Annotated in this window: 20 protein-coding genes; 9 read left to right on the top strand and 11 right to left on the bottom strand. The window is 64.1% G+C overall.

Annotation, left to right across the window (positions count from 1 at the left end):
* Nucleotides 1-54: 54 nt before the first annotated feature.
* Nucleotides 55-1242 (top strand): glycine C-acetyltransferase, encoded by a 1188-nt coding sequence (gene kbl / locus FFS30_RS15280; protein WP_137914014.1) that lies wholly within the window; start codon nt 55-57, stop codon nt 1240-1242.
* 109 nt (nt 1243-1351) lie between these two features.
* Here the strand turns inward: kbl and FFS30_RS15275 are convergent, their stop codons facing one another.
* The 3 genes from FFS30_RS15275 to FFS30_RS15265 form a co-directional block, all read right to left on the bottom strand.
* Complete coding sequence (locus FFS30_RS15275; RefSeq protein WP_137914013.1) at nt 1352-2134, bottom strand: pseudouridine synthase; 783 nt, start codon at nt 2132-2134, stop codon at nt 1352-1354.
* A 118-nt stretch (nt 2135-2252) separates the two neighbouring features.
* Nucleotides 2253-3344, bottom strand: a complete 1092-nt coding sequence (locus FFS30_RS15270) for an OmpA family protein (RefSeq protein ID WP_171014647.1) — start codon at nt 3342-3344, stop codon at nt 2253-2255.
* A 402-nt stretch (nt 3345-3746) separates the two neighbouring features.
* Nucleotides 3747-5705: an oligopeptide transporter, OPT family gene (locus tag FFS30_RS15265; protein WP_137914011.1), complete on the bottom strand. Its 1959-nt coding sequence runs from the start codon at nt 5703-5705 to the stop codon at nt 3747-3749.
* Between the two features lie 240 nt (nt 5706-5945).
* Here FFS30_RS15265 and FFS30_RS24270 point away from each other — a divergent pair, with 240 nt between their 5' ends.
* On the top strand, nt 5946-10886 hold the full coding sequence (locus FFS30_RS24270; RefSeq protein ID WP_343182331.1) for a DEAD/DEAH box helicase: 4941 nt from the start codon (nt 5946-5948) through the stop codon (nt 10884-10886).
* 18 nt (nt 10887-10904) lie between these two features.
* On the opposite strand, the gene FFS30_RS15250 is transcribed toward FFS30_RS24270, so the two are convergent.
* The 5 genes from FFS30_RS15250 to surE form a co-directional block, all read right to left on the bottom strand.
* On the bottom strand, nt 10905-11819 hold the full coding sequence (locus tag FFS30_RS15250; protein WP_137914010.1) for a sigma-70 family RNA polymerase sigma factor: 915 nt from the start codon (nt 11817-11819) through the stop codon (nt 10905-10907).
* A gap of 155 nt (nt 11820-11974) precedes the next feature.
* Entirely contained in the window at nt 11975-13015 is a 1041-nt protein-coding gene (locus tag FFS30_RS24440; RefSeq protein WP_283235218.1) for a peptidoglycan DD-metalloendopeptidase family protein, read from the bottom strand.
* Between the two features lie 37 nt (nt 13016-13052).
* The gene (locus tag FFS30_RS15240; protein ID WP_137914009.1) at nt 13053-13652 is read right to left on the bottom strand and encodes a YqaA family protein; all 600 of its coding nucleotides are present in this window, start codon (nt 13650-13652) and stop codon (nt 13053-13055) included.
* Nucleotides 13653-13749: 97 nt separating this feature from the next.
* Nucleotides 13750-14394 (bottom strand): protein-L-isoaspartate(D-aspartate) O-methyltransferase, encoded by a 645-nt coding sequence (locus tag FFS30_RS15235; RefSeq protein ID WP_249352492.1) that lies wholly within the window; start codon nt 14392-14394, stop codon nt 13750-13752.
* Nucleotides 14395-14435: 41 nt separating this feature from the next.
* Nucleotides 14436-15212 carry a 5'/3'-nucleotidase SurE gene (gene surE, locus FFS30_RS15230; RefSeq protein WP_137914007.1) on the bottom strand — a complete coding sequence of 259 codons (777 nt, stop codon included), beginning with the start codon at nt 15210-15212 and terminating at the stop codon, nt 14436-14438.
* Nucleotides 15213-15700: 488 nt separating this feature from the next.
* On the opposite strand from surE, the gene FFS30_RS15225 reads away from it, so the two are divergent.
* The 6 genes from FFS30_RS15225 to pilH all read left to right on the top strand — a co-directional run bounded on the left by FFS30_RS15225 (nt 15701) and on the right by pilH (nt 23303).
* Nucleotides 15701-18586, top strand: coding sequence for a 2-oxoglutarate dehydrogenase E1 component (locus tag FFS30_RS15225; RefSeq protein WP_137914006.1), 2886 nt, complete (start codon nt 15701-15703; stop codon nt 18584-18586).
* A gap of 150 nt (nt 18587-18736) precedes the next feature.
* Nucleotides 18737-19963 (top strand): 2-oxoglutarate dehydrogenase complex dihydrolipoyllysine-residue succinyltransferase, encoded by a 1227-nt coding sequence (gene odhB / locus FFS30_RS15220; RefSeq protein WP_137914005.1) that lies wholly within the window; start codon nt 18737-18739, stop codon nt 19961-19963.
* A gap of 130 nt (nt 19964-20093) precedes the next feature.
* The gene (gene lpdA / locus FFS30_RS15215; protein WP_137914004.1) at nt 20094-21518 is read left to right on the top strand and encodes a dihydrolipoyl dehydrogenase; all 1425 of its coding nucleotides are present in this window, start codon (nt 20094-20096) and stop codon (nt 21516-21518) included.
* A 33-nt stretch (nt 21519-21551) separates the two neighbouring features.
* Nucleotides 21552-21803, top strand: coding sequence for a hypothetical protein (locus tag FFS30_RS15210; protein ID WP_137914003.1), 252 nt, complete (start codon nt 21552-21554; stop codon nt 21801-21803).
* Nucleotides 21804-21822: 19 nt separating this feature from the next.
* Nucleotides 21823-22818, top strand: a complete 996-nt coding sequence (locus tag FFS30_RS15205) for an acryloyl-CoA reductase (RefSeq protein WP_137914002.1) — start codon at nt 21823-21825, stop codon at nt 22816-22818.
* Nucleotides 22819-22931: 113 nt separating this feature from the next.
* The gene (gene pilH, locus FFS30_RS15200) at nt 22932-23303 is read left to right on the top strand and encodes a twitching motility response regulator PilH (protein ID WP_137914001.1); all 372 of its coding nucleotides are present in this window, start codon (nt 22932-22934) and stop codon (nt 23301-23303) included.
* A gap of 136 nt (nt 23304-23439) precedes the next feature.
* On the opposite strand, the gene FFS30_RS15195 is transcribed toward pilH, so the two are convergent.
* Nucleotides 23440-24342 carry a DnaJ C-terminal domain-containing protein gene (locus FFS30_RS15195; protein WP_137914000.1) on the bottom strand — a complete coding sequence of 301 codons (903 nt, stop codon included), beginning with the start codon at nt 24340-24342 and terminating at the stop codon, nt 23440-23442.
* Nucleotides 24343-24639: 297 nt separating this feature from the next.
* The gene (locus tag FFS30_RS15190) at nt 24640-25038 is read right to left on the bottom strand and encodes an Hsp20/alpha crystallin family protein (RefSeq protein ID WP_137913999.1); all 399 of its coding nucleotides are present in this window, start codon (nt 25036-25038) and stop codon (nt 24640-24642) included.
* A 205-nt stretch (nt 25039-25243) separates the two neighbouring features.
* Here FFS30_RS15190 and FFS30_RS15185 point away from each other — a divergent pair, with 205 nt between their 5' ends.
* Nucleotides 25244-25720 (top strand): peroxiredoxin, encoded by a 477-nt coding sequence (locus FFS30_RS15185; RefSeq protein WP_137913998.1) that lies wholly within the window; start codon nt 25244-25246, stop codon nt 25718-25720.
* A gap of 49 nt (nt 25721-25769) precedes the next feature.
* Here the strand turns inward: FFS30_RS15185 and FFS30_RS15180 are convergent, their stop codons facing one another.
* Entirely contained in the window at nt 25770-26339 is a 570-nt protein-coding gene (locus FFS30_RS15180) for a DUF1287 domain-containing protein (protein WP_249352490.1), read from the bottom strand.
* Nucleotides 26340-26386: the final 47 nt, after the last annotated feature.

Here is a 26386-nt window from a genome sequence, read left to right as displayed (position 1 = left end):
AATTTCCTTGTGCGCCCGAATCGCGGACAATGGCGTTTTCCGCAGGACGCCGCCATGACCTACGCCGCGCAGAACCGCCTGAATCAAGAACTCGAATCGATCCGCGAAGCGGGTCTGTACAAAACCGAACGCGTGATCGCCACGCCGCAGTCCGCATCGATCAAAACCACCGACGGGCGCGAAGTGTTGAATTTCTGCGCGAACAACTATCTCGGCCTCGCCGACAACGCCGAGATCATCCAGGCCGCGAAGGATGCGCTCGATACGCACGGATTCGGCCTCGCGAGCGTGCGCTTCATCTGCGGCACGCAGGATCTTCACAAGCAACTCGAAGCGACGATCGCGAAGTTCTTCGGTACGGAAGACACGATTTTGTATACCTCGTGCTTCGATGCGAACGGCGGCTTGTTCGAGACGATTCTCGGCGAAGAGGACGCGGTGATTTCCGATGCGCTCAACCACGCCTCGATCATCGACGGTATCCGCCTGTGCAAGGCCGAGCGTCGCCGCTATGCGAACGGCGACATGGCCGAGCTCGAAAAGCATCTCGCCGAAACGCAAGGCAAGCGCACGCGCCTGATCGCAACCGACGGCGTGTTCTCGATGGACGGTTACATCGCCAAGCTCGACGAGATCGTGCGCCTCAAGGAGAAATACAACGCGTTGCTCATGGTCGACGATTCGCATGCGACCGGCTTCGTCGGCCCGACCGGGCGCGGCTCGGCCGAATTGCACGGCGTCATGGACAAGGTCGACGTGTTCACCTCGACGCTCGGCAAGGCGCTCGGCGGCGGCTCGGGCGGATTCACCACCGGCAGGAAGGAAATCATCGATCTGCTGCGCCAGCGCTCGCGCCCGTACTTGTTCTCGAACACGCTGCCGCCGCCGCTCGTGGCTGCATCGATCAAGGTGTTCGAAATGCTCTCGTCGAGCACCGCGCTGCGCGACAAGGTCAACGACAACGCGCTGTATTTCCGCAAGCGCATGGGCGAAGCGGGTTTCGATATTCGCCCCGGCACGCACCCGATCGCGCCGGTCATGCTCGGCGACGCCAAGCTCGCGCAGGAATTCGCGAAGCAACTGCTCGACGAAGGCATCTACGTGATCGGATTTTTCTATCCCGTGGTGCCGCAGGGCCAAGCGCGCATCCGCACCCAGATGAGCGCGGCGCATACGCACGAGCAGATCGATCGCGTGGTCGCGGCGTTCATCAAGGTCGGCAAGCAACTGGGCGTGATCTAAGGTTTCGCGAGAATCAGAAGCGTCGAACGCCGACTTACACGGATGAAGAGCCAAGAACACGGATCAAAGCGGATGGAGCAAATCGGGGATTGCTGCATCCGCTCTGGCACTACTTTAATTCGTGCAAACCCGAGTCCGGCGCTTTCGTTCTTTCAAACATTCGCGTGACTTGGGTCAGCTCGTGCTGCGTCAGCGATCGCGCTTCACCTTTGCCAAGATCACCGAGCACGATCGGGCCGATCGCGACGCGTACTAGGCGCAGTACGTCTATGTCGAATGCCGCGAGCACGCGACGAATCTGGCGATTGCGCCCTTCGTCGAGCACGATTTCGAGCCAGGAATTCTTTTCGCCGCGGCGCAGTTCGCGCACCGATTTCAACGCAAGCGTTTCGCCGGCATCGACGACGCCCTCATGCAGCCGCGCCAGCAAGACCGTGTCGGCGAGCGTGTCGATCTGCACGTGATAGGTCTTGTCGAGATGCGAGGCCGGATCGGTCAGGCGCGCGGCCCAGGCGCTGTCGTTGGTGAACAGCAGCAGGCCCTCGCTGGCCTTGTCGAGCCGGCCGACCGGCGCCAGCCACGCAGAATTCGCTCGCGGCTCGTTCTTCAATAACTCGTATACCGTCTGCCGGCCGCGCTCGTCGCTCGCCGTAGTCACATAGCCGCGCGGCTTGTTCAATGCGAGATAGATCTTCTCGCTCGCGGAGATCTCCGCTCCATCGACCGCGATGCTGTCGCCGGTAAGCCGAGCAGGCGCTTCCGGATCGCGCACGACGCGCCCGCTCACGCTCACGCGCCCTGCGCGCACGAGTGCCTCGGCTTGGCTGCGCGAGCAGAAACCGAGCTTGCTCAGAACGCGGGCAACGCCGTATCGAGGTTGCAGGGATTTCATTGATGCATGCGAATCTGGATGGCCGCCGCTGAATTTCAGGCTATGGATTGTTGCTGGGAACGCCAAAGAAAAAGCCCGGCTTGCGCCGGGCTTTCTCGTGCTGCTTGAACTAACTCAGTTACTGACTGAGTTCCACGCGACGGTTGCGCTGACGACCTTCCGCGGTGTCGTTGGTATCGATCGGACGATCCTTACCAAAGCCCTTGTAGCCATTGATCTGGCTTTCCGAGACGCCGTGCGAGATCAGGTAGTCGTACACACCCTTAGCGCGACGCTCCGACAGCTTCTGGTTGTAAGTCTCGGTACCGACGCCATCGGTGTGACCGTCAACTTCGACCCTCACTTCCGGATTGCGCTTCAGCGTGTCCACGGCTTCGTCGAGAATCTGAACCGAAGCGGCAGTCGGCGCCTTCAGCGCAGGAACGAGCTTCTCACCCGGACGCGGATGGTCGAACTTGAACTCTACACCCTTCAGGTCGATCTTCGGCGGCGGAGCAGCCGGTGGCGGCGGCGGCGGCGGCGGAGCAACCGGCGGCGGCGGCGGCGGCGGCGGAGCAGCCGGGGCGCCACCGAAGCTGTAGGTCAGGCCGACCGTGACGAGACCGTCAACGAAACCGCTCTTCTTCTTGAACGGAGTGTTGTTGTTCCAGATACCCGGGGTCTGCGCGAGCGTGTTGTTGAGCGAGTTGTTGTCGTGGTCGTAACGAGCCGCGACTTCGCCGCGGAACGCGAGGCGATCAGACAGGCTGTACTGGATACCGACGCCCAACAGAGCCATCGGATCCCAACCACCGGCGTCCGACATGCCCTGAGCCTGCAGCAGCGCGCCCGAGAAGGCTTTGTGACGCATCGCGCCAACGGCGCCGACCACGTACGGACGCCAGCCGGCACCGATGTCGCCGAAGAACCAGCGAGCGGCGACGTCAAGCTGCACGCTTTCCCACTGGTGGGTCGCGCGCGGCGAGCTGTTCTTGAAATCGGCATTGTTGATGCCGTATTCGAAATCGACCGCGAAGTTCGGATTCACCCAAACGCCGACGCCGATACCACCGAAGCCCGACACCTTCGTGGTGCGCTCGCTGTCCGGAACGACTGCGCCGAGACGCGGGGCGATGTACCAGGTACCGAAGTCCTGGGCTTGCGCCGTGCCGACTGCGCCGACACCGCCCAGGGCAAGGGCGAGTGCAGCAAACAAGGTATTACGTTTCATTCGGAGTCTCCTTTGCATGGTTTTTCTTGGGCGTCCGCCAAACCCCGTGTGCGGCACGCATGTGTAACATCACTCCACACCAAATTCTGATGCGTGCTTCGCGTTAATAAAACGTTAGTCAGCGGCAACGCGAGCGCCGGCATAGTAGCAAATTCAAGCGTCTGACTCTAGCCCAAACCTTAACCATTCAGAATCGAGTCAGACACAAGTGGGTTTTGGATCGTCTCAAGATTTGCTAACTAGCTGACCAATAAATGCTTTTCTAACAAATTTTCAATCGCAAAATTGAATCCCCGCAAGACCCGATCTCAGCAGTCCTCAGGCACCTGCGCGGACATCTGCGTAAAAACACTGCTGCAACGCAACGAAGCGGATTCACGTTGACACATTACGCCGATTTTTTCACTGTTGCGAGCGCACGCTGGTGCGATAGAGCAGCCAAGCGACGATTGCGAGCACGATCAGGCCGACGATTTGACCGAACTGCAGGCTGGCCGGCAGGGCCAGCACGTCGGCACGGCCGGAGACCACGATCGGAATCGCAATGATGATACCGGTCAACGCCTCTCCGGTGATCAGGCCGGCCGAGAACAGCGTGCCCGGGCGATGCACGCGGTCGCGCTCCTCCTCGTTGTGCGGATTCACGCCGTGCCTGCGCTCGACGAAGTGCGACAAAAGACCGCCGAGGAAAATCGGCAGCATCAATTCCAACGGTAGATAGATGCCGATCGCAGCGCCGAGACACGGCACGCGGAAATGCGAGCCGCGGTTCTTCAGCCACTGGTCGAGCACGATCGTCAGCGCGCCGACGACGGCGCCGATCGCGATGAAATTCCACGGCAGTTCGCCGCCGAACATACCTTTGGCCACCGATGCCATCAGGGTCGCCTGCGGTGCCGCGAGCGAGTTCGGATGCTCCGGCGTCGGCGCGCCGATGCCATAGGCCGCGGCGAGCAAGTTGAGCACGGGTGCCATCACGAGCGCGCAGCAGAACGCGCCGATGCCGATCATGAGCTGCTGCTTCCACGGCGTCGCGCCGACGATGTAGCCGGCCTTCAAGTCCTGCATATTGTCGCCGCCGACGGCGGCCGCGCAGCAGACCACCGCGCCGATCATGATCGCAGCGACGGCGCCGATCGGCGAATCGCGACCGAGCAGCAGGATCAGCACGAGGGAAGCGAACAGGATCGTCGATATGGTGATGCCCGACACCGGATTGTTGGACGAGCCGACGAGGCCGGCGAGATACGCCGACACCGACACGAACAGGAAGCCCGCGACGATCATGATGATCGTCATCGGCACGCTGACGAACCAGTTGCCGACGATCGCCTGATACAAGCCGGCCAGCGGCAGCACGAACAGAACCAGGGCGATGAGCATCCATTTCATCGGCAGGTCGCGATCGGTCTCGACGACCACTTCGCCGCTGCCCTTGCGCGCCGCGGCGAGGCCACTGCGGATACCCGACAGCAGCGACTTGCGCAGCGAAAACAGCGTCCACACGCCGCCGATCAGCATGGCGCCGACGCCGAGATAGCGAATCTTCGCCGACCAGATCATGAAGCCGACGTCGGCTGCACTCTGTCCGGCCACGCGCGCCGCCAATGCCGGGTCGCTGTCGATGAAAAAGGCGTTGTAGATCGGAATGGCGATATGCCAAGAAAGAATGCTGCCCGAGAGCACGACGATGCCGACGTTGAGGCCGACGATGTAGCCGACGCCGAGCAGCGCCGGCGACAGATTGGTACCAACATAAGCGAGAAATTTGCCGAAGAACCCGGCCGCCGCGGCCGAGTCGGGGATCAGGCGCAGACCGCTCGCCGCGGCGAGTTTTACGACCGCGCCGAGGACACCGGAGAACGCAAGAATCTTCACGCCGGGGCCCGGATTTTCGCCGGCCTTGAGCACTTCCGCGGCTGCTTTGCCCTCAGGGAAAACGAGCGGGTCTTCGACGATCATCGAGCGCCGCAGGGGCACCGAGAACAAGACGCCGAGCAGGCCACCGAGACCGGCGATCGCCATGACCCAGGAATATTTGAAGTCATGCCAGTAACCGAGGATCACGAGCGCTGGGATCGTGAACACGACGCCGGCCGCGATCGACGTCGCCGCCGAGGCGCCGGTCTGCACGATGTTGTTCTCGAGGATCGTGCCGCCGCCGAGCACGCGCAGGACCGCCATCGACATGACCGCGGCCGGAATCGCCGTCGCGATCGTCAGGCCCGCGAACAGACCGAGGTAGGCGTTCGCCGCCGCGAGGATCGCGGCGAGAATCACACTCAACACCACCGCGCGTACGGTCAACTGGCGCGGCGCGGCGGTGGCCGCCGGCTGCGAATTCGTCGAATCGTTGCTCATTTTGAATCTCACCTCCCGAGACGATGACCACGAATCATCTCCGGGATTGGGCTTTCGCGCCAGCCTTTACTCGCTTCCCCGATCGTGCAGAGGCGCGGCCGAAGGCCCGAATTCCCCGGTCCGTCCTGAATCGGGCCAAGGTTCGGCCAGCGAAAACCCGCCCGCGTCCGCCGGCATGTCATTGCGAGATTTTCCGTGCTGCAGCTGCGAATTCCATTGATCCGGCCGGCTTCTGCCACCATGAATGAGTCTGCGCGCAAGCCGGCGCATAATCTCCCCATGGCGCTCAAGAATTTCCATCCCGCCGTCGCCGCGTGGTTTGCCGCGGCGTTTCCCGCGCCGACGCCCGCGCAGACGCGCGCGTGGCCGGCGATCCAGTCGGGGCGGCATACCCTGATCGCAGCGCCGACCGGCTCGGGCAAGACGCTTGCCGCCTTCCTCGCCGCGATCGACGAACTCGTGCGTCTCGGCGTCGACGGCGCGCTCGCCGACGAAACGCGCATCATCTACGTATCCCCGCTCAAGGCTCTCTCGAACGACGTGCAGATCAACCTGCAGGCGCCGATCGAGGGCATCCGCGCGGAACTCGCGGCGCAGGGTTTCCCCGACGTTGAAATTCGCGCGGTCGTGCGCACCGGCGACACGCCGCAGGCGGAACGCGCAGCGATGAAGCGGCGTGCGCCGCATATCGTCGTGACCACACCCGAATCGCTCTATATCCTGCTCGGCTCCGACTCCGGCCGTGCCATGCTGGCGACCACGCACAGCGTGATCGTCGACGAAATCCATGCGCTCGCCCCGTCCAAGCGCGGCGCGCATCTGGCGCTCTCACTCGAACGTCTCGACGCGTTGTGCGGGCGCAAGCTCACGCGCATCGGCCTGTCAGCGACGCAAAAGCCGATATCCGAAGTTGCGAAATTCCTCGTCGGCTCTTCGCCTCCCTTCTCCCTCTGGGAGAAGGTGCCGAAGGCGGATAAGGGAGAAGCCTTGCAATCCGAGTATGCGGTAAAGAACGGCAACGCTCTCCCCTCACCAGAGATGTTCCGCACGTCGACCGCAGCCGGAGAAGCCGCTGAAGATATGTGCGAAATCATCGACGTCGGCTACGTGCGCGAACGCGATCTCGCCCTCGAACTGCCGCCCGCGCCGCTGAGCGCGGTGATGTCGGGCGATGTCTGGATGACGCTTTACCAGCGCCTCGCCGAGCTGATCCAGGCGCACAAGACCACGCTGATCTTCGTCAACACGCGGCGCATGGCCGAACGCCTCGCCAAACACCTGTCCGATCTGCTCGGCAAAGAAGCGGTGACTTCGCACCACGGCAGCCTCGCGCGCGAACAGCGCCTCGCTGCGGAGCAGCGGCTCAAGCGCGGCGAATTGCGCGCGCTCGTCGCCACCGCGTCGCTCGAACTCGGCATCGATATCGGCGACGTCGACCTGGTCTGCCAGATCGCTTCGCCGCGCTCGATCTCGACCTTTCTCCAGCGCGTCGGCCGCGCCAATCACTCCGTCGACGGCACGCCGAAGGCGCGCCTGTTCCCGCTGTCGCGCGACGATCTGATCGAATGCACGGCCCTGCTCGACACCGTGCGCCGCAGTGAGCTCGACACCCTGCACGTCGAGCGCGATGCGCGCGACGTGCTCGCCCAGCAGATCGTCGCCGAAGTCGCCTGCCGCGAATGGAGCGAGCAGGAACTGTTCGACACAATCCGCAACGCCTACCCGTTCGCCGATCTGACCCTCGATGCGTACCGCGACATTCTGCGCATGCTTGCCGAGGGCTACACGACGCGCCGCGGCCCGCGCTCGGCCTATCTGCATCGCGATGCGGTCAACGGCGTGCTGCGCGCACGACGCGGCGCACGGCTGACCGCGCTGACCTCGGGCGGCGCGATTCCCGACACCGCCGACTACGAAGTCGTGCTCGAACCGCAGGGCTCGCGCATCGGCACGGTGCACGAGGATTTCGCGGTCGAGAGTATGGCCGGCGACATCTTCCAGCTCGGCAACACCTCGTATCGCGTCTTGCGCGTCGAGCGCGGCCGCATGCGCGTCGAAGACGCCAAAGGCGCGCCGCCGACGCTGCCGTTCTGGCTCGGCGAAGCGCCGGGACGTAGCGACGAGCTTTCGTTTGCCGTGTCGCGGCTGCGCGAAGAAGTCTCCGCTCAGCTCGAATTCGGCGCCGACACCGCTGAGCGCTGGCTGCGCGAGCAGATCGGCCTGAACGAATCCGCCGCGCGCCAGATCGTGGACTACCTCGGCGCGACGCAAGCCGCGCTCGGCCTGCTGCCGACGCAGACCCAACTCGCCATGGAACGTTTCTTCGACGAATCCGGCGGCACCCAACTCGTGATCCACTCGCCGTTCGGCAGCCGCATGAACCGCGCTTGGGGCCTCGCCCTGCGCAAACGCTTCTGCCGCACCTTCAACTTCGAGCTGCAGGCGGCCGCGACCGAAGACGCAATCGTGTTGTCACTGTCGACCAGCCACAGTTTTCCGCTTATCGAAGTGTCGCGCTACCTGCACTCGAACACGGCTGAGCATATTTTGGTCCAGGCCCTGCTCGACGCGCCGATGTTCGGCCTGCGCTGGCGCTGGAATGCGGTCACTGCGCTCGCCCTGCCGCGCTTCGCTGGCGGCACCAAGGTCGCGCCGCAATTGCAGCGCATGAAGTCCGAAGACCTGCTCGCGACGGTGTTCCCCGATCAGGTCGCGTGCCTCGAGAACATCGTCGGCGAACGCCAGATTCCCGATCACCCGCTCGTCGCGCAGACCCTGCACGACTGCCTGCACGAAGCGATGGACGTCGATGCGCTGCTGCGTCTGCTGAAAATGCTCGAAAGCGGCGAAATCCACATCGTCGCGAGAGACCTGACCGCGCCTTCACCGCTTGCCGCGGAAATCCTCACCGCGCGGCCGTACGCTTTTCTCGACGACGCGCCGCTCGAAGAACGCCGCACCCAGGCCGTGCAGAACCGGCGCTGGGGCGATATCGAGACGACCGACGATTTCGCCCGTCTCGATGCTGCGGCGATTGCATCCGTGCGCGAGGAAGCATGGCCGGAAGCGCGCAATCCCGACGAATTGCACGAGGCCCTGATGGGACTCGGCTTTGTCACCGTCGCAGAGATGCGCAATAACGCATCATGGCGTGAAATGTTCGATCAGTTGATTGCACAACAAAGAGCAACGACCGTCGTATCAGACACTCTTGCTCATCATCCCGACGAAAGCTGGGACTCAGCACCTTTGAAGAGGAAAGAAGAGACTCTGGATTCCGGCTTTCGCCGGAATGACGAGCAAACGCAAAACATCTGCATTCCCACCGAACGCCTGCCGCAGTTCGCCGCGATTTTCCCCGAACTGCGCTGTGAGCCCGCACTCGTCGTGCCCGAAGAATATGCGGCGGTCGAGTGGGCGCGTGAAGAGGCTCTGGTTGAAATCGTGCGCTCGCGCCTGACCGGGCTCGGCCCCGTGCGCGCCGGCGACCTCGCCGGATCCCTCGGCGTGGCGCAGGCCGACATCGACCTCGCCCTGCTTACGCTCGAACGCCAGGGCTTCGTCATGCAAGGCCACTTCACTTCCGATGCCTATGTGAAAAGCCCCGCCGGCGATGGTGAGGCTGTTGCGGATGGATTGGCAACCGGTACCGAATGGTGCGAGCGCCATCTGCTCGCGCGCATTCACCGCTACACCGTCAACCGCCTGCGCCGCGAGATCGAGCCGGTCGAACCGCGCGACTACATGCGCTTCCTGTTCGAATGGCAGCGTGCGGCACCGGGCACGCAAGTGAGCGGTCCCGATGCGCTCGCCGGCATACTCGCGCAGCTCGAAGGCTTCGAGGCGCCGGCAGCGGCCTGGGAAAACGAGATTCTTCCGGCGCGCATCGGCGGCTACGAAATTTCCTGGCTCGACGATCTGTGCCTGTCCGGCCGCATCGTCTGGACGCGGCTGAGAAATAGCGGCCGAAGGCCGTCTGCCGATGCCCCTCTCCCGCCAAACGGGAGAGGGGGGGACCACTCGCGGAGCGAGTGGTGGGGTGAAGGAGACCGCCGCGCTTCGGTCACCTCCGCCGCCTCGGGAAATTCCGCGGCGGTCGCGCGCACGGACAACGGCTCTTCTTCGCGACCACGCACGGCCTCCGGTCCGGTGCGCGCAACGCCGATCGTGTTGCTGCAACGACGCAACCTAGCGCTCTGGAATGCGCTCGGCGCCTCCACACAAAGCGCGCAGCCTGGCTTGTCCTCACGTGCGCAAGCCGTGGCCGACTCGTTGCGCGAACATGGCGCTTCGTTCTTCGACGAACTCGCGACGGCGACGCGATTGCTGCACAGCGAACTCGAAGACGCACTCGCCGAACTGGTCGCCGCGGGCCTGATCAATTCCGACAGCTTCGCCGGCCTACGTGCGCTGCTCGTGCCGACATCGAAGCGGCCGTCGCCGTCGCGCCGCCGCGGACGCCGCACGGCCCTGCTCGGCATCGCCGACGCGGGACGCTGGTCGCTGCTGCGCAAAGCTGGGATTCGAGATTCGGGATTCGGGATTCGGGAAGATGTTTCCGGTGTTGGATTGGCAGCGGACGGCTCCGTCGCCAAAGCCGCGAAGCCATCCGGTGCGCAGAAGCAGGATGCGGAAAGCGTCGAACAGATCGTGCGCACTCTGCTCAAACGCTATGGCCTGATCTGCTGGCGCCTAGTCGCGCGTGAGGCGTCGTGGCTGCCGCCCTGGCGCGAGATGCTGCGCGTCTGCCATCGTCTCGAAGCGCGCGGCGAAATCCGCGGCGGCCGTTTCATCGCCGGACTGACCGGCGAACAGTTCGCCCTGCCCGAAGCGATCGCGCCGCTGCGCGCGATCCGCAATAAGCCGCGCGACGGAAGCCTTGTCAGTGTCTGTGGCGCCGACCCGCTCAACCAGGTCGGGCATTTGATCGCCGGCACGCGCGTGCCGAATCTGGCCGGCGCTCGCGTCCTCTATCGCGACGGTGCGCCGATCGCCGCGCTCGTCGCCGGCGAATTCAATGCGCTCGAAGCGATGGACGAAGCGGCACAGTGGGCGGCGAAGAAGCGGTTGCTGCAAGGCGCGCCGGAGCCGGTGCATGCGCAGTCCGCCGAAGCGGAAACGATTGCCGCACACGATGCGCTTTCCAATTCCTCGCTGCCATTTCCGTCTGCACAGAAATAAACGCGCGACGACCGCGTATCAGTTCCGCTCCGTGCGATCCGCGGTTTCGCTTTCGACCAGGCTGCGCAGCCGGACCAGAGCCTCGCTCTGAATCTGCCGCACGCGCTCGCGCGTCAAGCCGAGTTCCGCCGCGATCTCGGCCAGCGACTGGGTGGCGTGATCGTTGAGACCGTAGCGCCGCTGCAGCACGAGGCGCTGGCGCTCGGGCAACTGTTCGAGGCAATGCTCGATGCGCGAGCTGCGTTGGTCGCCAGCGGCGCGCGTCATCAGCGTGTCCGCGTCGTCGACGACGAGCTGTTCGATCAATGCGCGGTCGTCGCTCGCCGACAGCGGTGCGTCGAGCGAGGAAATACGGTCGGTCAGGGTGAACAGGCCGGCCACGTCGCCGCCCGGTTTGCCGAGACTGCGCGCGAGTTCGTCGATGCTCGGCATGCGGCCGAGTTCGTGGGTGAGCTGGCGGCGCGCGCGCAGCACCTGGGCAAATTCGCGCAACACGTGCACCGGCAGGCGCACGGTGCGGCCCTGGCTCATGAGCGCACGCTGCACGCCGTCGCGGATCCACCACGTCGCGTAGGTCGAAAAGCGCAGGCGGCGCGAAGCGTCGAACTTCTCCACCGCACGAATGAGACCGAGATTGCCTTCGGCGATCAGATCGAGCAGCGGCACGCCGCGGCCGACGTAACCGCGCGCGACCGAAACGACGAGGCGCAGATTCGCCTCGATCATGCGCCGCCGCGCATCGGCATCGCCTTCGGCCACGCGCACGGCGAGACGCTGTTCGTCGTTGGCGTCGAGCAGCGGAATCAAACCGATTTCGTTGAGATAGGCACTGGTCGAATCGCGCGCCTCGTCATCCTGCTGCGGTTCGATCGCGTGGATCAGTTCGAGCAGTTCCTCCGATTCGATATCGTCGGCACGTTGATCCGCATTCATTGGTCTAGCATAGAACCTGAAAGATAAAGAGCCAAAGATTTTTTAGACACGGATCAGCACGGATGTGCACGGACAGAGCAACAATCGACGGAGCATTTCACCTTATCGGCTCTTATCCGTGTCGATAGGTGTCAATCCGTGTCAAACACTTTGCTTTATCGTGATGGCAGATAGTCGAGCGGATTCACCGGCTTGCCGTTCTTGCGGATTTCGAAATGCAGTTCGTCGCGCGAACTCGCGCTCGAACCCATCTCGGCGATCTGCTGACCGGCGCGCACTTTGTCGCCTTCGACGACGAGGCGCTTGCGATTGTGGCCGTACGCCGAGAGAAAGTTCGTGTTGTGCTTGACGATGATCAGCTCGCCGTAGCCGAGCAGGCCGTTGCCGCTGTAGACGACTTCGCCGTCCGCCGATGCGATCACCGGATCGCCGGCCGCGCCGGCGATGTCGACGCCCTGCTTGGTCTGGTCGCCGGCCACAAACGTGCCGATCACCTTGCCGCCGTTCGGCCAGCGCCAGGTGATACCGCCGGAACTGGCCGTGGCGGAATCGCTGATCGGCTTCGTCGGCGGCGGCACCGGCTCGGGCGAAGGCTTTGCCGCTGCCGCCGGTGCAACGGCTGGCGGCACTGGCACGGCCGGGGGTGTGGATGCCGCAGGCGCTGACGGCGGTGGCGTCGCCGGCGGTGCAGCCACAGCGACCTGGGCGGAATGCGCAGCAGGCGCAGGCTCGTTCGGAACGTCCTCGAACATGCCGGTGTTCTTCGGCGCTGCCGGCGGCGGCGCGGAAGCCGGCGCCGGTGCGGATGCGGCGGCGACGGGTGCGGCGGACGCAACGACGGGACGCGCGGCCACGGCAGCGGGCTGTGCTCCGGGCGGGCTGAAGCGGATTTCCTGGCCGACGAGAATCTTGTACTCCGGCGCAGAGATGCCGTTCCATGCCGCCACGTCGCGGTAGTCGAGCCCACGCTTGAATGCGATCGAGTACAAGGTGTCGCCCTTGACCACGCGGTAGCTGCCGCCGGGCGGCAACGGCTTCGGGCGCGGCTGCGGCGGCGACTGCAGCGATGGCGATTCGCCGATCGAGCGATCCTCGACGTCGGCCGGATCGGAGGCGCAGCCCGCCAGCCACACGGCGCAGACCACCAGCGCCGCCATCGAACTCGAAGAACGGAATTTGCCGAAGATCGACTTCATCGTTTGCGTCGCGGCCGGGCGCGTGCGCTTGCGGCCATCAGTTGTGCAGAAACTTGAAATACACCACAGCAAGGACGGCCAAGGCAACCAGTCCCCAGCCGATCCATTCGATCCAGTTGTGCAATGCCTGCTCAGCCTTCTCGCCGCCGAGGCGGATCATTCCGCAAAGCAGATAGACGCGCTTGCCGCGACCGACCACCATCGCGGCGAGAAACGCCGGCAGCGGCACGCCGACGATGCCTGACGTCCAGGCGATGATCTTCATCGGTATCGGCAGGAAGCCGCCGCCGACGAGCAGCCAGAACAGCTCCCACGAGCCGAGCCCGCGCATCTTGTCCATATACGTCTGCATCGTTGGCAGCCAGCCGAGCTTGTCGAGCAGCGGGCGCGCAAGCTCGAAGCCGTAGTGCCCCATCAGATAGCCGATGATCGAACCGAGCGTGGAGAAAATCAGGCTCACGGTCGCGTAGCGCGCCCACTTCTGCGGCTGCGCCAGCGTCATCGGCGCGAGCATGATCTCGGGCATCGTCGGCACGATGAAGGCTTCGACGAAGCTCACCGCGGCCAGATAGCGCTCGGCGAGAGGATGCAGGGCCCACTTCAGGGTTTTCTCGTAGATCGGCTTGAACAGTTTCAAAGTATTTCAGGGATTCGGGATTCGAGATTCGGGACTCGGGGAAAATCCAGCCATCGGCTTTCCCGAATCACGAATCTCCAATCTCCAATCCCGGCTCTTACACCAACCCGCCGAGCAGCGGCACGAAACTGACGTCGCCGAGCGATTCGCCGACCCACATCGCGCCCTCTTCTTTCTCGACCAGGCGATAGCGCAACAATTTCTGCACGCCGGGTTTGCCGACCGGCGCGACGAGGACACCGTCGGGCGCGAGCTGGTCGAACAGTTCGGGCGGCAATGCATCGTCGGCCGCGGTCAGCATGATCGCGTCGTACGGAGCGTGCTCGGCCCAGCCGAGTTTGCCGTCGGCATGTTTCGAGCGGATGTTGTCGATGCCGAGCTTGCGGAAACGCCGGCGCGCATTGCGCAGCAGCTCGTCGATGCGTTCGACGGTATGCACTGTCTCGACCAGGGCGGCGAGCACTGCGGCCTGGTAGCCCGAGCCCGTGCCGATTTCGAGCACGCGTTTCGGCACGCCGTGCTCGATCAGCGCCGCGGTCATCCGCGCGACCACGTAAGGCTGCGAGATCGTCTGTGCCTGACCGATCGGCAGTGCGGTGTCCTCATAGGCGCGCGAGGCCAGCGCTTCCTCGATGAACAGGTGCCTGGGCAGGTTGCGCATGACGTCGAGCACGCGCCGGTCGGCGATGCCCTGGGCCTTGAGGCGCTCGATCAGGCGATCGCGGGCGCGTTGGCTGGTCATGCCCAGGCCGCGCGCCTCCGGAGGCAAACGCTGCGCCATCGTCACGCAGCGGAGTCCAGTTCCAGCGACATCGACGTCACCCAGCTGGATACCTTTTCCAGGGCCTGGAAGCGCGTCAGATCGACGTGAATCGGCGTGATCGAGATATAGCCGTCGCGCACCGCGTGGAAATCCGTACCGGGACCGTCGTCGTCGACCTCGCCCGCCGGCCCGATCCACCACAACGGACGTCCGCGCGGGTCGATCTGCTTGATGCACGGCGCCGAACGGTGGCGCTTGCCGAGCCGGGTGACGGCGAACCCGCGCAGTTCGTGCCACGGCAGGTCGGGCACGTTGACGTTGAGAATCGTGTCGGCCGGCAGCGGATCGACGACGAGACGGCGCATGATCGCGAGCGCCGCCTGCGCCGCACTCGCGAAATGGTGGCCGCTGCCCTCGCTCGTGACGAGCGAGACGGCGATCGCGGGCAAGCCGAGGAAGCGCCCCTCCATCGCCGCCGACACCGTGCCCGAATAGATCACGTCGTCGCCGAGATTGCAGGAATTGTTGATGCCCGAGACGACGATGTCCGGGTCTTTGTCGAGCATGCCGCAGAGCGCGAGATGTACGCAGTCGGTCGGCGTGCCGGCGACGCGGTAGCGGCGCTCGTCGAGCTGGGTGACGCGGATCGGCTGATCGAGCGTCAACGAATTGCTCGCGCCCGAACGGTCTCGGTCCGGTGCGACGACGATGACCTCGCCGGCCGCAGACAGGGTTTCCGCAAGCACCGCGATACCCGGTGCCTCTACGCCATCGTCATTGCTGACCAATACCCGCATGTTCTTACTCGCGTTTCGTCAAGCCGCGCCTGCGCGCGACTTTCTGCCTCTGTGGTATGGGCGCATTGTAGCGGAGGCCCGCGGGAGTTCGCACGCTTCGCGCCGGCGCACGCTACCGGAAGGCGCATTCGCGCGAAAGCAAGATCATTCTCTTCTCCACGGACTTTCTCGTCGGCAATCGATTGCGCGACCGGCATCGCTGCGACGCGGGCGGCGTGCCGCCAAGCTGCGTTTCGCGTTGCGTGATGAAGAATCCTTCACGATTCAAGACCGCGCGTGACCATTGCGCATCGCCGATGCGGGCGGCACTTCGATACTCACAGAACTTGCTTTCCGGACTGAACTCGGGCCGACCACAGTGCAAATCGCATTGAATTGCTGCCAAATCGCCGCATGTTCAGCGTATAATTCGCGGCCCGCGATCGGCTGCCTGCTTGGCCGGTGTCAAAGGGTACCGTCGCGCCCGCCCCCATAGTCGGTATGCCAGCGTGAGCGCCAATCTCCTTCAGGAATTCTCCGAGTCCTCGCAACTCTCCGGCGGCAACGCCGCCTTTATCGAGGATCTGTACGACAGTTATTTGCGCGACCCTTCCTCGGTCGCTCCCGAGTGGAAGAAATACTTCGATACGTTCAAGGGCCGCGAGGCCGGCGACCAGCCGCACGGCGACGCGGTCGTGCGCATCGAGCAGGCGCAGAAGATCAACGGCCGCGCGGTACTACTCGCCGCCGGCAACCTGACCGACGCGGTCAGCCAGAAGCAGACCGGCGTCTCGCGCCTGGTCACCGCCTACCGTTCGCGCGGCCACCTCGCCGCCAAGCTCGATCCGCTCAATATGGAAGGCACCTATCCGGTGGCCGACCTCGAAGAGATCGGTCTGCTGCCGCGCCCCGGCGCGCCCGACCTCGATCCGGCCTGGCACGGCCTGACCGCCGTGGACATGAATACCGAATTCAACACGGGCTTCCTGGGCGGCCCGCCGAAGCTCAAGCTCGGCGAACTGGTCGAGCGCCTGAAAAAGACCTACGCCGGCAGCATCGGCGCCGAATTCATGCACATCCGCGATGCCGACGAGCGCCGCTGGGTGCACCAGCAGTTCGAGAGCGCCGGCGGCGACTACTCGCTGAGCACGGACGAAAAGAAGAAACTGCTCGAACACCTCGTCCAGGCCGACGGCCTTGAGCGCTATCTGCATACTAAATATGTCGGCCAGAAGCGTTTCTCGCTCGAAGGCGGCGACAGCCTGATCCCGATGGTCGGCGAGCTGCTCAAGCGCGGCGCGGCCAGCGGCCTGAAGGATCTCGTCATCGGCATGGCCCACCGCGGCCGCCTCAACGTCCTCGTCAATATTCTCGGCAAGGCGCCGCAGAAGCTGTTCGACGAGTTCGAGCAGAAGTTCGACCACGACGACAACCCCGCGCACTCGGGCGACGTGAAGTACCACATGGGCTTCTCCGCCGACGTGAAGAGCGGCGACAAGACCATCCATGTCGTGCTCGCGTTCAACCCGTCGCACCTGGAGATCGTCAACCCGGTCGTCGCCGGCTCGGTGCGTGCGCGCCAGATCCATCGCAGCGACGCGAACCACGACCAGGTCCTGCCCGTACTGATCCACGGCGACGCCGCCTTTGCCGGCCAGGGCGTCAACATGGAACTGTTCAACATGTCGCAGACGCGCGGTTTCGGCGTCGGCGGCACGATCCACATCGTGATCAACAACCAGGTCGGTTTCACCACCTCGAATCCGCACGATTCGCGCTCGACGCTGTACTGCACCGACGTCGCCAAGATGGTCAACGCACCGGTGTTCCACGTGAACGGCGACGACCCGGAAGCGGTGTTGTTCATCACCCGCCTCGCCTACGACTACCGCGCCAAGTTCAAGCGCGACGTCGTCATCGATCTCGTCTGCTACCGCCGCCACGGCCACAACGAGGCCGATGAGCCGTCGGCCACGCAACCGCTGATGTACAAGATCATCAAGGCGCGCCCACCGGCGCGTGAGATCTATGCCAAGCAGCTCGAAGGCGCCGGCACGATCGCCGGCGGCGATGCACAGCAACTGGTCGACAACTATCGCGCCAAGCTGGAAGCCGGCCAGCCGATCGCCAGTCTCGACCCGAGCTTTAAGGACGCTTTCGCGATTGATTGGACGCGCCATCTCAACGCCCAGCTCGATCAGCAGGTCGTCACCGGCGTCGCCAAGGACAAGCTCGCCGCGCTCAACGCGAAAATCCTCGGCGTGCCGAAAGATTTCACCCTGCAGGCCCAGGTCGCCAAGGTCTACGAGGCGCGCAACAAGATGGCCGCCGGCGCGCAGCCGATGGACTGGGGCTTCGCCGAGAATCTCGCCTATGCGACCCTGATCGACGAAGGCTACGACCTGCGCCTGGTCGGCCAGGACGTCGGCCGCGGCACGTTCTCGCACCGCCACGCGGTGCTGCACGACCAGAACAGCGGACGCGATGTGACCATGCTGACCAAGGTGCGCGAAGACGCGACGGTCGCCGTGGTCGATTCGCTGCTCAGCGAAGAAGCGGTGATGGCGTTCGAGTACGGCTATTCCACCTCCGAGCCGCGCACGCTGGTGCTCTGGGAAGGCCAGTTCGGCGATTTCGCCAACGGCGCCCAGGTCGTCGTCGACCAGTTCATTTCTTCGGGCGAGGCGAAATGGTCGCGCTTCTCGGGTCTCGTTCTGCTGCTGCCGCACGGCTACGAGGGCCAGGGCCCCGAGCATTCCTCGGCGCGTCTTGAACGCTATCTGCAGTTGTGCGCACTCGAGAACATGCAGGTGTGCGTGCCGACCACGCCCGCGCAGATGTTCCATCTGCTGCGCCGGCAGATGGTCCGCGACGTGCGCAAGCCGCTCGTGGTGATGACGCCGAAGTCGTTGCTGCGCCATCCGCTCGCGACGTCGAGCCTGTCCGACCTCAGCGACGGCAGCTTCCAGTTGGTCATTCCGGATTCCACCGCCGGCGACGCGAAGAAGGTCAAGCGCGTCGTGCTGTGCTCGGGCAAGGTCTATTACGATCTCGTCCAGGAAGCGGCCAAGCGCAAGCTCACCGACGTCGCGATCGTGCGCGTCGAGCAGCTTTATCCGTTCCCGCGCCCGCAGGTCCAGGCCGAACTCGCCAAGTATCCGGGCGTGAAGGAAGTCGTCTGGTGCCAGGAAGAGCCGCAGAACCAGGGCGCGTGGTATCAGATCAAGCACCATCTGGCCGCCTGCATCGCCGACGAACACACCTTGCACTACGCCGGTCGCATGCGCTCGCCCGCTCCGGCTTGCGGACACTTGAACACGCACATCGCCGAGCAGGCCAAACTCGTCGAGGACGCGCTGGTCAAGGCGCCGGGCGACGATTACTCGGCGGATTGAAGCGGCAACGAAAGCATCTGCAGCGGATCGGCACGGACAGGAGTTGAGAACGGCGGAAGCGGCTCTTGAATTGACCGGCCCGATCCGCTCTCATCCGATCCGATCCGCTTTTATCCGTACAAAAGAATTCTTTTTTTCCAAGGACACCTCATGCCGATTGAAGTCAAAGTTCCGGTACTGCCCGAATCCGTCGCCGACGCCACGATCGCGAGCTGGCACAAGAAGCCCGGCGACGCGGTCAAGCGCGACGAGAACCTCGTCGATCTCGAAACCGACAAGGTGGTGCTCGAAGTACCGGCGCCGGCTGACGGCGTGCTCAAGGAAATCAAGTTCGACACGGGCGCGACGGTGACGAGCCAGCAAGTGCTCGCGATCCTCGAAGAAGGCGCGGCCGCAGCGGCGGCTCCGGCTGCGGCGCCTGCGCCGGCCGCGAAGTCGGCCCCGGCTCCGGCCCCCGCAGCGGCGAGCCCCGCTCCGGCGGCGGCTGGCGTCGATGCGCTCTCCCCGGCCGGCCGTCGCGTCGCGACCGAGAACCAGATCGATCCGTCGCAAGTCGCCGGCACCGGCCGCGGCGGCGCGGTGACCAAGGAAGACTTGGTCAACTACATCAACAGCGGCAGCAAGTCCGCCCCGGCACCGGCTGCACCGGCCGCCGCGGCGCGCGCGCCGGCGGGCCCGCGCGCGGAAGAGCGCGTGCCGATGACGCGCATGCGCGCAAAGATCGCCGAGCGCCTGATGCAGTCGAAGAACTCGATTGCGATGCTGACCTCGTTCAACGAGATCAACCTCGCCAAAGTCAGCGCGATGCGCAAGGAACTCGGCGAGCAGTTCGAGAAGGCCAACGGCATCAAGCTCGGCTTCATGAGCTTCTTCGTCAAGGCCGCCGCCGAGGCGCTCAAGCGCCATCCGATCGTCAACGCTTCGGTCGACGGCAACGACGTCATCTATCACGGCTACCAGGACATCTCCGTCGCCGTCTCCACCGACAAGGGCCTGGTCACGCCGGTGCTGCGCGATGCGCAAAACATGGGCTTCGCCGACGTCGAGAAGGCAATAGCCTCCTACGCGAAGAAAGCGCGCGAAGGCGGCCTCACCCTCGAAGACCTGCAGGGCGGCACGTTCACGATCACCAACGGCGGTACGTTCGGTTCGCTGTTCTCGACGCCGATCGTCAATCCGCCGCAGAGCGCGATCCTCGGCATGCACGCGATCAAGGAACGCGCGATCGTCGAAAACGGCCAGGTCGTCGCCGCGCCGATGATGTACGTTGCGATCTCCTACGATCACCGCATCATCGACGGCAAGGACGCGGTGCTGTTCCTCGTCGACATCAAGAACCAGCTCGAGAATCCGCAGCGGATGTTGCTCGGCCTGTAGGCCAAGAAACAGTGAGCGGAATAGCAGTGAGCGGTGAGCGGAAAGAGCCCCGACCCGTCGCGTCTTGCTTTTGCATTTCCCGCTCACTGTTCACCGCTCACTGCTCACAACACGACTTTGGAATTTACTCATGAGTGACACTTTCGACGTCATCGTCATCGGCGGCGGCCCCGCCGGTTATCACGCGGCGATCCGCGCCGCGCAGCTCGGCCTGAAGACGGCCTGCATAGACAACTTCAAAGGCAAGGACGGCAAGCTCGCGCTCGGCGGCACCTGCCTCAACGTCGGCTGCATTCCTTCGAAAGCGCTGCTCGATTCCTCGAAACAGTTCTGGAACCTGACCCAGCACTTCGACGTCCACGGCATTACGACCAAGGACGCGAAGATCGACGTCGGCACGATGGTCGGGCGCAAGGACAAGATCGTCAAACAGTTCACTGGCGGCGTTGCCCTGCTGTTCAAGGGCAACAAGATCGCCGCTTACGACGGCTTCGGCACGCTGCATCCGAACAAGCTGGTCAAAGTCCAGCGTTTCGACGGCACGACGACCGAGCTGACCGCCAAGCACATCGTGCTCGCGCCGGGCTCGGTGCCGATCGAACTGCCGTTCGCCAAATTCGACGGCAAGAACATCGTCGACAACGCCGGCGCGCTCGATTTCGATGCGGTGCCGAAGCGTCTCTGCGTGATCGGCGCGGGCGTCATCGGCCTCGAACTCGGCAGCGTCTGGCGCCGCCTCGGCGCCGAGGTCACCGTGCTCGAAGCGCTGCCGGACTTCCTCGCGATGGCCGACAAGGACATCGCCAAAGTCGCGCAGCGCGAGTTCGCCAAGCAGGGCCTCGACATCAAGCTCGGCGCCAAGGTCAGCAAGGCCGAGGTCAAGGGCAAGACCGTCGAGATCACCTACACCGACGCCAAGGGCGAGCAGACCCTCGTCGTCGACAAGCTGCTCGTCGCCGTCGGCCGCCGCGCCGCGACCCAGGGCGTGCTCGCCGAAGGCACCGGCGTGAAACTCGACGAACGCGGCCGCATCGCCGTCGACGAACACTGCTACACCGGCGCCGACGGCATCTGGGCGGTCGGCGATTGCGTGCGCGGGCCGATGCTTGCGCACAAGGGCTTCGAGGAAGGCATTGCCGTCGCCGAGCTGATCGCGGGCAAGCCGGGCCATGTCAATTACGACACGATCCCGTCGGTCGTCTACACCGAACCGGAAATCGCCTGGGCCGGCAAGACCGAAGAAGAACTCAAGAAGGCCGGCATCCCGTACAAGGCCGGCGCCTTCCCGTTCGCCGCGATCGGCCGCGCCGTCGCGATGAACGAAACCGCCGGTCACGTGAAGGTGCTCGCGCACGCCGAAACCGATCGCCTGCTCGGCGTGCACATGGTCGGACCGGGCGTCTCCGAGCTGATTGCCGAGGCCGTCGTCGCGATGGAATTCCACGGCTCCGCGGAAGACCTCGCGCGCATCATCCATGCGCATCCGACGCTGAGCGAAGCCGTTCACGAAGCCGCGCTCGCCGTGGACAAGCGTGCGATTCACAAGATCAATTGAGTTTGAGATGTACTCGACCCGGACGACGCAAGAATGTGCGTCGATCCGGGATCGAACTCCGCTTACTTGGTCATTCCAGCGAACGCTGGAATCCAGCTTCTGAATTCGCATGAAGAACCCATGCGTCTTCATTTTGCGAGCGGCTGGAATGCAACGTTGTATGTCGACCTCACTTCAGATTTGATCAAACGCATCTACGAACGCAAACGCGACTTGACCCAGGCGGGACTTGTATCCCATCTTCATTCAAGGCTAGAAGCTGGATTCCAGCGTGCGCTGGAATGACGAGAAGGAAGCAAAGAGCATGAGCATTCCCACAACCTTCCCCGCCTTCCGCATCCACGCCGACCGCAACAACTATCGCGCGGGCATCGAGGGACTGCGGCTAGACGATCTCACCGCCGGCGAAGTCGTGATCAAGGTCGCCTACTCGTCGGTCAACTACAAGGACGCGCTTGCCGGCACCGGCAAAGGAAAAATTCTGCGCGAATCGCCGCTCGTCGGCGGCATCGACGTCGCCGGCCATGTGGTCGAATCGCGCGACGCCAGATTCAAGGAAGGCGACGAAGTGCTCGTCACCGGCTGCGGCCTGTCGGAAACGCGCGACGGCGGCTACGCGCAGTACGCGCGGCTCGAATCGCAGTGGGTGATCGCACTGCCGAAGGGCCTCAGTCTGCGCGAATCGATGGTGCTCGGCACGGCCGGCTTCACCGCGGCGTTGTCGCTCTATCGCATGCGCCAGAACGGACAGGTGCCGTCGATGGGCCCGGTCGTCGTCACCGGCGCCACCGGCGGCGTCGGCTCGCTTGCGATCGACATTCTCACGCGCGCGGGTTTCGAGGCGCATGCGATCAGCGGCAAGCTCGAACGCTTCGACGATCTGATTGCGCTCGGCGCCAAGCAGTGCATATCGCGCAAAGACCTGTACTGGGGCCAGCGCCCGCTCGAGACCAGCCGCTGGGCCGGCGCGATCGACAACGTCGGCGGCGAAATGCTCGCCGGGCTGACCCGCGTCATCCATCCCTACGGCAATATCGCCAGCTGCGGCCTCGCCGCCGACGCCGCGCTCGCAACGACGGTGATGCCGTTCATCCTGCGCGGCGTCAGCCTGCTCGGCATCGCTTCGGCCGGCACCGCGCGCGACATCCGCGATGCCGTGTGGCAACATCTCGCCGGCGAATGGAAACCCGCACATCTGGACAAGATCGCAACGCGCGAGGTCGGCCTCGACGGTCTGCCGGAAGTGTTTGAAACGATGCTCGCCGGCGATTCTTTCGGCCGCACCGTTGTCCGGCTCTGAAGTTCGACAGGGCAAAGCGTGACCACGATCACGCCCGCAAACTCTGCACTGTCGCGTTACAAAAGTTGTGCCTACAATCGACTTTCATCACTGCACAGGGGCAGGCGTATACCATGGCACGCATATTGATCGTTGACGATTCGCCGACGCAATTGCTCGGCCTCAAGCGTATAGTCGAAAAGCTCGGTCACGTCGCGACGACGGCCGAAGACGGTGCCGCCGGGGTCGACGTGGCCAAGCGCGAAATTCCCGACCTGATCCTGATGGACGTGGTGATGCCGAATCTCAACGGCTTCCAGGCCACGCGCACGCTCGCGCGCGAGCCGACGACGAGCCATATTCCGGTCATCCTCGTCACCACCAAGGGTCAGGAGACCGACAAGGTCTGGGGCATGCGCCAAGGCGCCAAGGCCTATGTGACCAAGCCGATCGACGAGAAGGAACTCGCGCAGGCGATCAAAAACCTGCTGCCCGCCGCGGCGTAAATGGAAAAACGTCCTTCGTCACCGATTGACGCGGACGTACGCGGACAAAAGCAAATGAGCTGAAGCGGCACTGCCGCTTTTGCTCCGGTCGGTATTTTTCCGCATCAACCCGCGTGCAGACGCTTTTCTTTCGGCGTCACGCGCGCACGGCCGATTCGCCGAACTCCTGGGCCATTTGCTCGTAGAGCTTGCGCTGCGCTTCGGTTTGCGCGGGCGGCGCGTGAATCTGCAAAGTGACGAACTGGTCGCCCGGCGTGGCGCCAGGCATGCCGCGTCCGCGCAGCCGCATACGCTTGCCGGAATCCGAGCCCGCCGGGATACGCAGTTCGACGTCGCCGCCGAGCGTCGGCACGGTCACCGTCCCGCCGAGCGCGGCCTGCCACGGCGCGATCGGCAAGGTCAGCAGCACATCGCGGCCGTCGAGATGAAAACGGCCGTCATCGCGCACCGACACTTCGAGCAGCAGATCGCCCGCAGGTCCACCCTGCACGCCCGGCGAACCCTGTCCCCCGAGCCGAATCTGCTGACCCGGCAGGATGCCCGCGGGAATCTTCACTTCGAGCGTGCGTTCGCCGCCGCCGCCGTCGCGCAGGGTGATGCGCTCCTTGCTGCCGCTGAACGCGCTGGCGAGCGGAATCTCGACGCGCGCCTGCACGTCGCGCCCGCGCCGCGGACCGGGCGGCCGCCCGCGCGGGCCGCCGCGTGCGCCGCCGAACAGCGATTCGAAGAAGTCGGAAAAACCGCCTTCGCCGAGGTCGGAAAAATCGAAGCCCTGGCCGTCGCCGGCATTCGGCGGCGGGTGGTACTCCTGCCCCGGCCGGTAACCTTGCGCCTTGACCTGATCGTAAGCACGGCGCTTGGCCGGGTCTTTGAGCGCTTCGTAGGCTTCGTTGACCGCTTTGAATTTCTCCTCGGCGCCCGCTTCCTTGCTCACGTCCGGATGGTATTTGCGCGCGAGCTTGCGATAGGCGGATTTGATTTCCGCCTCGCTCGCATCGGCCTTCACGCCGAGGATGTCGTAATAGTCTTTGAATTGCATGTCGGGCTTATGAGATCAGCGACCAATGGAGTACATGCTTTTTATCTTCATTCCCACGCGGGCCGGGTTCCTCAACGACCGATCGTCCGGCTTTTTCCTTGCACGGCTTTTCGCAGCGGCAAGCGGATTTCCGCCTGAGCGGGAATGACGACAAAAACGCAAATCACCCGCGGCCAGCATAGCCGACCGCGGGTTGGTCCAAAAGGTGTTTCGAAGAGAGCTGCTTTATTGAAAAGCGCGGCCAGGAATGATCGCCTCGTGATCCTCGCGATCACGGACGATCGCGAAAATACCTCTTCAGTTCACCGCGATCTTGCGCGGCGCGGCCTGCGCCTTCTTTGGGATCGCAACCTCGAGCACGCCGTTCTTGCCGCTCGCGGTGATCGCGTCGGCATCGGCGCTGTCCGGCAGCACGAAGCTGCGCTCAAAGGCGCCGTAACGGCGTTCGACGCGGGTCAGCTTGCCGTTCTCGGACGCGCTTTCCGATTTGCGCTCGCCCTTGATCGTCAGCACGCCCTTGTCCATGCTGATCTCGATGTCCTTCGAGTCCACGCCCGGAATGTCGGCGAAGATCACGTAGCGCGCGTCTTCCTCGCGCACGTCGACGCGCGGCGTCCACGCATGCGCATCCTGGTTGTCGGAGAAGAAATGGCGGTGATGCGGGCGCAGCCAATTCTGGTACTGGGTGATAGTCATGTCTGGGTTCCTGCAAATGATTCGGGCCGATTGCCCGCTGACGGGAAAAATGCGGATGCGCGCATTCTTTTCAAGGGATGATGTCGGCGCCGTTTAAGCCGTATCATTTCTTGCCCGCGCGTTCGCCCGCGAACGCGAACGTCGAACGCGGCCACTTTCGGCCGCACCTCTCCATAGCAACATCTCAATCAGCGAAGGTCGATCCATGACGATCCAAATCGGCGACAAAATTCCCAACGCCACTCTCAACTACCTCAAGGACGGCGTGCAGGCGGTCAACACGGACGAGATCTTCAAGGGCAAGAAAGTCGTGCTCTTCTCCGTGCCCGGCGCGTTCACGCCGACCTGCTCGGCCAAGCATCTGCCGGGCTATGTGGAAAAGTTCGCAGAGTTCAAAAGTAAAAATGTGGACATTGCCTGCATCGCGGTCAACGACGCCTTCGTCATGGACGCCTGGGCGAAGAACCAACAGGTGCCCGAGGGTTTGTGGATGCTCGCCGACGGCAACGGCACCTTCACCCAGGCGCTCGGTCTGCAGATGGACGGCACCGCGTTCGGCCTCGGCATGCGCGGCAAGCGCTTCGCTCTCTACGCCGACGACGGCGTGGTCAAGGCGCTGCATCTCGAAGCGCCGGGCGAGTTCAAGGTTTCCGACGCGGCGTCGATGCTCGCGGTGATCTGAGCGCGTGCAGGCTTCAGGCTGGGGCAAGGCCCCAGCCGAGGCGGCCGACTCAACGCTTCGGCAGCCAGCGATAGTGGCCGGTGATCGGATAGGCGAACAGCACGTCTTCCATGCGCGCGCCGGCACCGATGTTGTGCACGATGAACGGCACACCCGCGCGCGTGCGGCGCTCGGCGACGATGCCGATATGCGCGAGGCCGTCGACATTCCAGGTAACGATATCGCCGGCGCGGTAGCCGTGTGGATCGTCGCCGGTCGGAAGAGTCTGGCCGTGACGCGCGAAGAATGTCGTCAGGTTCTGCACGCGCCGATGGTCGATGTTCGCATCGGGTGCCTTCAAGCCCCAGATTTTCGGATAGACCTTCCACGCCGCGAGCATGTCTTCGTGCACGCGCGCCTGTAGATCGATGCCGATGCCGCGATAAGCGCGAACCACGACGTCGGTGCACACGCCGCGGTCCAGCGGCACGTCGCCGTTCGGATAACCGATAGTTCGATAAGCGGGGTCGTAGCGCAAGGTCACGCCGACCTGCGCGCGCGCCGCGCGCACGAGGTCGGAAGCCGAATCCGCGTGCGCATCGAATGCGGCGAGCAGCAGTATCGCCAGAAGAACTGTCACGTGCCTCATCGCACCGCCTCCCCCGGCGCACCGTTGCCGGTCCGCTG

Origin of the sequence: Rudaea sp. 3F27F6 (assembly GCF_005503555.1) — a bacterium.
GTDB lineage: Bacteria > Pseudomonadota > Gammaproteobacteria > Xanthomonadales > Rhodanobacteraceae > Rudaea.
The sequence above is the reverse complement of the archived record's forward strand: the minus strand, read 5'-3'. Positions and strand labels throughout refer to the sequence as shown.